Origin of the sequence: Streptomyces turgidiscabies Car8 (genome assembly GCF_000331005.1) — a bacterium.
Classification (GTDB): Bacteria; Actinomycetota; Actinomycetes; order Streptomycetales; family Streptomycetaceae; genus Streptomyces; species Streptomyces turgidiscabies.
This window is the reverse complement of the sequence record NZ_AEJB01000435.1, coordinates 22,651-28,650: the sequence shown is the minus strand read 5'-3', so window position 1 is coordinate 28,650 and position 6,000 is coordinate 22,651. Positions and strand designations below refer to the sequence as shown.

General features: G+C 66.5%; 4 protein-coding genes. All 4 read right to left on the bottom strand.

Features of this window, described 5'->3' with window-relative positions; all coding sequences use genetic code 11:
* Positions 1-60: 60 nt before the first annotated feature.
* Entirely contained in the window at positions 61-756 is a 696-nt protein-coding gene (locus STRTUCAR8_RS31850; RefSeq protein WP_006380289.1) for a type 1 glutamine amidotransferase domain-containing protein, read from the bottom strand.
* A gap of 785 nt (positions 757-1,541) precedes the next feature.
* A complete protein-coding gene (locus STRTUCAR8_RS31845) occupies positions 1,542-3,290 on the bottom strand; it encodes a dipeptide/oligopeptide/nickel ABC transporter permease/ATP-binding protein (protein ID WP_006380294.1) in 1,749 nt (582 codons plus the stop codon).
* Positions 3,287-4,228 carry an ABC transporter permease gene (locus tag STRTUCAR8_RS31840; protein WP_006380276.1) on the bottom strand — a complete coding sequence of 314 codons (942 nt, stop codon included), beginning with the start codon at positions 4,226-4,228 and terminating at the stop codon, positions 3,287-3,289. Before STRTUCAR8_RS31840 ends, STRTUCAR8_RS31845 begins: the two co-directional genes overlap by 4 nt.
* A 51-nt stretch (positions 4,229-4,279) precedes the next feature.
* Positions 4,280-5,812, bottom strand: a complete 1,533-nt coding sequence (locus tag STRTUCAR8_RS31835) for an ABC transporter substrate-binding protein (protein ID WP_006380275.1) — start codon at positions 5,810-5,812, stop codon at positions 4,280-4,282.
* Positions 5,813-6,000: the final 188 nt, after the last annotated feature.

Sequence of the window (6,000 nt, the reverse complement as noted above, 5' to 3'; positions counted from 1 at the left end):
CCACACGAATGCTTCCCGCCGATGGCCGATGGCCGATGGCCGATGGCCGACAGCCGCCTCTCAGGCCAGCTGTCGGACCACTGCCTCGGCGACCGCCCTGGCGCTGCCGGGGTTCTGACCGGTGATCAGCCGGGAGTCCTCCACTACATAGGTGTCGAACGGCTTTTCGGCCGTGCTGTAGGACGCCCCCAGTTCTTTCAGCCGGTCCTCCAGGCTGTAGGGGACGGCATCCGCACGCTGGGCGAGTTCTTCCTCACGCCAGGAGAAGCCGGTGACGTTCTTGCCCTTGACCAGGGCGTCTCCGTTGCTCAGTGTGACGTCGAGCAGGCCGCACGGCCCGTGGCAGACGGCCGAGACGATACGGCCGGTCTCGTAGAACCGCGCGATGAGTGATTCCAGGGCCGAGCTCTGGTGGAAGTCGAACATCACGCCGTGACCGCCGGTCAGATAGATGGCGTCGTAGTCGTCGACCTCGGCCTGGGACACGGAGATGGTCTGCTTCAGTTTGTCCATGAACGCGCGGTCGGTGTACCGCTTGTCGGTTCCGAGATCGCTGAGGACGTTGTGGGCGAGGCTCTCCGGGTCGAGCGGAACGGGGCCACCTTCGATGCTCGCGATGGTGACTTCGAAGCCGGCCTGTTCGGCGACGTCGTAGAAATGGGTCAGTTCGCCCAGCCAGAGGCCGGTGCGATACCCGACGGTCTCGTACTCGCCGATGCTGGTGACGATGGCCAGAACGCGCTTGGTGCCGGACATGAATCCTTCTGTGGGGGAGGGGGAGGGGGGGACAGGGGGAGCGCTCGAAGCGCTGCTCGTTTCCGGATCTGCGGACCGGGCCACCGCGGTTGCAATCCCACGGTGCGTTGAACTGATCCCGGTGCGTGATTCTAGTCAGAAGCGGATAAGCGCGAGGTGTGACACGGTCGGCCGCCGATGTGTCGAACTCCTGCGGCGGGAGGGACACTTCCGCCCCGGCGCTCTCCGCCGAGGAGGAAGTCGACGCGCGGGGTTCGACCGCGAACGCACGGGCGGCGTTGGTGTGGCCCGGTTGTGCGGCGCCGACGCTGAAGGTGACCGGTGGGAGTCGCCCGGCGCCGGGTGACACCGCCCCGGCTGTTCACCCGGACATCGAACCGCTGGGCGCGACGATCTCGCTGGTTCTTCGGGTCGGCGACCGGGGCCGCCATCTGCGGGCGGTGGGTGTACGGATGCGCCGACGCCGTGGCGACCGGTCCGCGTCTCCCCCATGTGACTGATGAAGAGGTACGCGACTCCGGTCTCGAGCTGGATGCCCTTGAGGAGAGTGAGCATCTTGGAGCCGACCAGCGCCCTGGACGTCACCTCCCAGACCCGGCGCCGCCCTCGACGCCGGCCGCGTCGAGCGTGGCCTCCCCGAGCCGGACCCACCGACCGGGCCGCGTGTCTCGCCAGGTGCCAGGTCGAAGCTGACGCCGTCGATGACGGACTTGCCGCAGCGTCCGGTGAAGCGGACCACAGGTCCTCGACCTCGCGCAACGGTGCGGTGCCGTATGCGGGTTGGGTCACGGCGTCTCGGTCTCCATCACCTCAACGCGGCGGGAGGCGGACAGGAGTTCCTTCGTGTACGGCTCGCGCGGCGACTCGAACAGGTCGTCCACCGCGGCCCGTTCAACGATCTGGCCGTCCTTCATGACGCTGACGGTGTCGCACAGGTCGGCGACCACACCCAGGTTGTGGGTAACGATGATCATGGCCAGACCGCGTTCGCGGGCCAGTTCGCGCATCAGTTCCAGGACTTCGGCCTGGACCGTGACGTCCAGAGCGGTGGTCGGCTCGTCGGCGACGATGATGTCAGGATCGGAGGCGACCGCGCCGCAGATCAGGACGCGCTGGGCCATACCGCCGGATACCTGGTGCGGATACAGCCCCATCACGCGCTCGGGGTCCTTGATACCGACCTTGACGAGCAGGGCGATGATCCGCTCCCGGGCCTCCCGAGGCCCGAGGCCGGTGGTCGCCCGCAGCCCATAGAGGAGCTGACGGCCGATCGTGAAGCAGGGATCGAGATTGGACATCGGCTCCTGGGGGACATAGGCAATGCGGCGGCCCCGCGCGGAACGCATCAGACGTTCGTCGGCGAGCAGATCGGCGCCGTCGAGGCGAACACTGCCCGCGAGGGTGAGGGCCTCACGGGGCAGGATGCCGAGGATCGAGAAGACGATCTGGGACTTGCCCGATCCCGACTCGCCGACCAGACCGTGAATCTCTCCGCGCCGGACGTCCAGGTCGACTCCGTGAACCACTTCTCGGAGCTCCTCGCCCTGCGGGTAGGCGATACGGATGCCACGCAGGGAGAGGAGGACGTCCTCCGCGGCGGCGGCCGGTTGCTTTCCCCCGGTGGCCGAGCCGCCGAGCGCCGCCCGGCGCTGCCTGGCGGTGACCGGCTTGCTGCGGGCCGATGCCTGCAGGACATCGCTGAGGGCGTTGCCGAGAAGGATCAGCGCGAGGATGGTGACGCTGATGAGCAGGGACGGCCAGAGGATCCCCACCGGACTGTTGTAGATGTTCTCGAAGGCCTGCTGGAGCACCACCCCCCAGGAGCCGGCGTTGGCGTCGCCGAGGCCGAGGAAGGAGATGCCGGCCTCGATGCCGATGCCGGCGGCGAGGACGAAGGAACTCTGGATGACAACAGGTACACGTACGGCCCACAGGACATGGCGCCCGACGATACGCAGGTCGGACAGACCCACGACGCGAGCGGCATCCACGTACAACTCGGAGCGCACTCCCACGACCACGCCGCGTACGAGCCGGTAGTAACCGGGAGCTACGAGGAGACCGAACACGGCCATGGCGACGGGGATGTCGGGACCGGTGAGGGAGTAGAGGGCGATGAGGAGGACGACGCCGGGCAGCGACATGACGACGTCGGCGGCGAATCCGGAAGCGGCCTCGAAGCGGCCCCGGTAGAAGCCGGCGACCAGACCGCTGAGCGCTCCGACGGCCAGCGAGACACCGAGGACGATGAGGCTGGCGAGGGCGCTCTGCCGGGTACCCCAGATGAGGCGGGACAGCACATCGCGTCCGGAGGCGTCGCCGCCGAGGAAGTGCCCCGGGGTGAATGCGGCGGCGTCCACGGCATTGAGGTCGGTGTGGGTGGCCCTGTAGGGAGCGAGGAGCGGCGCGAAGATCGCGACGAGCGCGACGAGAGCCACGAACGCCAGACAGGTCGCGGCCTGTGGGTTCCGCAACAGCCGTACGAACAAGGCCTGTTCACTGGTGGCAGCTGCCGGGGCTGCGGGCGGCGTCATCGGGTCCTCGCCTTCGGGTTCAGGAACATGGTGGCCAGGTCGCCGAGGATGTTGACGACGATCACGATCACGATGGTGACGAGAACCGTGCCCATCACCATGGGCACGTCGCCGGCCTGGGAGGACAGGTTGCCCAGCTGCCCCATGCCGGGCAGGGCGAAGATCTGCTCGACGAAGACCGCGCCGCCCAGAGTGCCGATGAGCTGCAGATTGAGCACGGTGAGGCCGGGGCCGCCCGCATTGCGCAGCACATGACGGAACAGGATCTGGCGTTCGGGGATGCCACGCGAACGGAGCGTACGTACGTAGTCCCGCCCCAGGTTGTCGAGGACCGCCGCCCTGAACTGGACCGCGGAACCGGCCACGGATCCGATGAGCAGAGCGAGCACCGGCAGAGTGATCGAAGAGAGCCAGCCGCCCGGGCTGATCTCGGGTGACGTGTACCCAGTGGCTGGGAAGGCCCTGTAGTACACGGCGAAGGCGAAGACCAGGACGATGGCGACGACGAAGTTGGGGATGGCGGTGCCGAGCACGGAGAGGAACTGCACCACCCGGTCCACCCAGCCGCCGTGCACCGCCGCGGTGACTCCGAGGACGACGCCGATGACGGCGGTGAGGGCGAGGGTGATCAGGGTGAGGGCGAGGGTGACCGGGACCCGGACCTCCAGTGCCCCGGCCACGGACTGGCCGGAGATGTACGAGTGTCCGAGGTCACCGGTGAACACCCCGCCGAGCCAGTCGCTGAACTGGACCAACAGCGGTCGGTCCAGGCCGAGTTCGGCCATCCGGCGACGTACGTCCGAGGCAGACGCGCTCATGCCGAGTGTGGCTCTGGCGACGCCCTCGCCGTTTCCGTACATCAGGCAGAAAGTGGAGAAGGTCACCACCAGGAAGATGCCGGCGGCACGTGCCAGTTGTCTCAGGAGCAGTACGGGCATGAATGGGTCCGTTCCTCGTCGTCCTCGTCGAGTGCTGTCCGGCCGCGCCGGCTACTTGAAGTCGTGCAGGATCGGGTGCGCGTCGTTCGGGTCGGTCGACTCGGGGATCTTGATGCTGTCGTTGTACGCGTAGAAGACCTGCGGATTGACCAGCGGGACGTACCACGCGTTGTCGAGGACGTATTTACCGATGGTCTGCTGGGCGGCGGTGGACTCGCTCTGGCTGCCGGTGAGGATCGTCTTCCACTCCTTGTCGACGGTGGCATCGCTCTGGTGGGAGACGTTCCAGTAGCCGGCCGGGATCACGCCGATGGAGATGTCCTGGACGGAGTCCGCACTGGCGCCGACGGTCCACAGGGGGGCCGGGTAGTCACCACTGAGCAGCTCAGGGATGGCGTTGGGGCCGGACAGGGTCTTGGTCTTCACCTTGATGTTCAGCTCGGCGAGCTGCTGGGTGACGTACGGCAGCAACACGGTCCAGGCCTGCCCCTCCATGGTGGGCAGAGTGAGAGTGAAGCCCTTCTCCTGACCTGCCTCCTTCATCAACTTCTTGGCTTCCGCCACGTTGTACGGGTACGGGTCGCCCGCGTCCTTGACGTAGGCCGCGCCGTTCTTGTTGAAGAACTGGTACGCCGGCGACGCGAGGCCCTTGTAGAGCTTCTTGGCGATGAGTTCGCGGTCGAGGACCATGTTCAGGGCCTTGCGGACACGGACGTCCTTGAGGGCGGGGATCTTCTTGCCCTGATGGTCGGTGAGCATCAGGGCGGTGACTCCGGACTCGATCGCCATGACCTGGACGTTCGGCGAGCTCTTGGCCTCTTTGTAGGTATCGGCGGTGATCACCGTGCCGTCGATCTGACCGGTCTTCAGCGCGTTGAGGCTGGCGGTGGCGCTCTCCAGAACGCGCAGCTCAAGAGTCTTGTACGGGTACTTCTTGGCGTCGTAGAACGCGGGATTCTTCTTGAGGACGTAGACCGAGCCGACGGTGGAGGCCTTGGCGTCGTAGGTGTACGGGCCCGATCCCCCGGGGGCGACGTTCTTGTTCTTGGAGGCGAGGTACTTGGCGGAGGCGAGGTAGGGGTTGCAGACTCGGCTGTTCATCAGCGGCTGCGGGTCGGGCCAGGTAATGGTGATGGTCCGGGAGTCGGGCGTGGCGAACTTGATGCCGCCGTAGCGGTCCGAGGCCAGCTTGGCCAAAAGGGCGAAGTTCTCCTTCACGCTCTGGGAAGTCACCGGGGTCCCGTCGGAGAACTTCATGCCCTCGCGCAGATGGGCGGTGAAGGACTTCTTGTCCGCGCTGATCTCCCAGCTCGTCGCTGCGGCGGGGGCAAGGCTCCAGTCCTTGTTGCAGTTCACAACTTTGTCGTAGGCCGCCTCGTACCCCCACGCCTGGTAGGGGGGCGCGGAGGACGGGTCCCAGCCGTTCATGTCGGCAGTGATGCCGAGGACCAGCTTGTCTTTGGTGGTGTTGCCCGCCGTGCCGGTGTTGCCGCTGGTGTCCTGGCCTGTGCAGGCCGTGAGCAGGAGCGCCGCTGCGGTCAGCGGTACGGCGGCCTTGGCCGCGAGGGGAAATACACGCCCCATGAAGACTCCTCAGAAGGATGTAATGCGCGAGGGTTTGACCGCGAAGGGGAGAAAGGGCACCTTCACAGTGTGTGCAACGTTCTACGAAGGGGACGGTAACCCTGGTGGTCTCGGGCGTCAATAGAGTGCGCATTGGCTTGTCATCACGGTTGGATGTGGCTGGATCGGCCTCACCAAGCATCTCGACC

Bases quoted from the DNA above. Each gene is read 5' to 3' on its own strand.
- STRTUCAR8_RS31845 (WP_006380294.1), bottom strand. From the start codon at position 3,290: ATGACGCCGCCCGCAGCCCCGGCAGCTGCCACCAGTGAACAGGCCTTG.
- STRTUCAR8_RS31850 (WP_006380289.1), bottom strand. From the start codon at position 756: ATGTCCGGCACCAAGCGCGTTCTGGCCATCGTCACCAGCATCGGCGAG.
- STRTUCAR8_RS31835 (WP_006380275.1), bottom strand. From the start codon at position 5,812: ATGGGGCGTGTATTTCCCCTCGCGGCCAAGGCCGCCGTACCGCTGACC.
- STRTUCAR8_RS31840 (WP_006380276.1), bottom strand. From the start codon at position 4,228: ATGCCCGTACTGCTCCTGAGACAACTGGCACGTGCCGCCGGCATCTTC.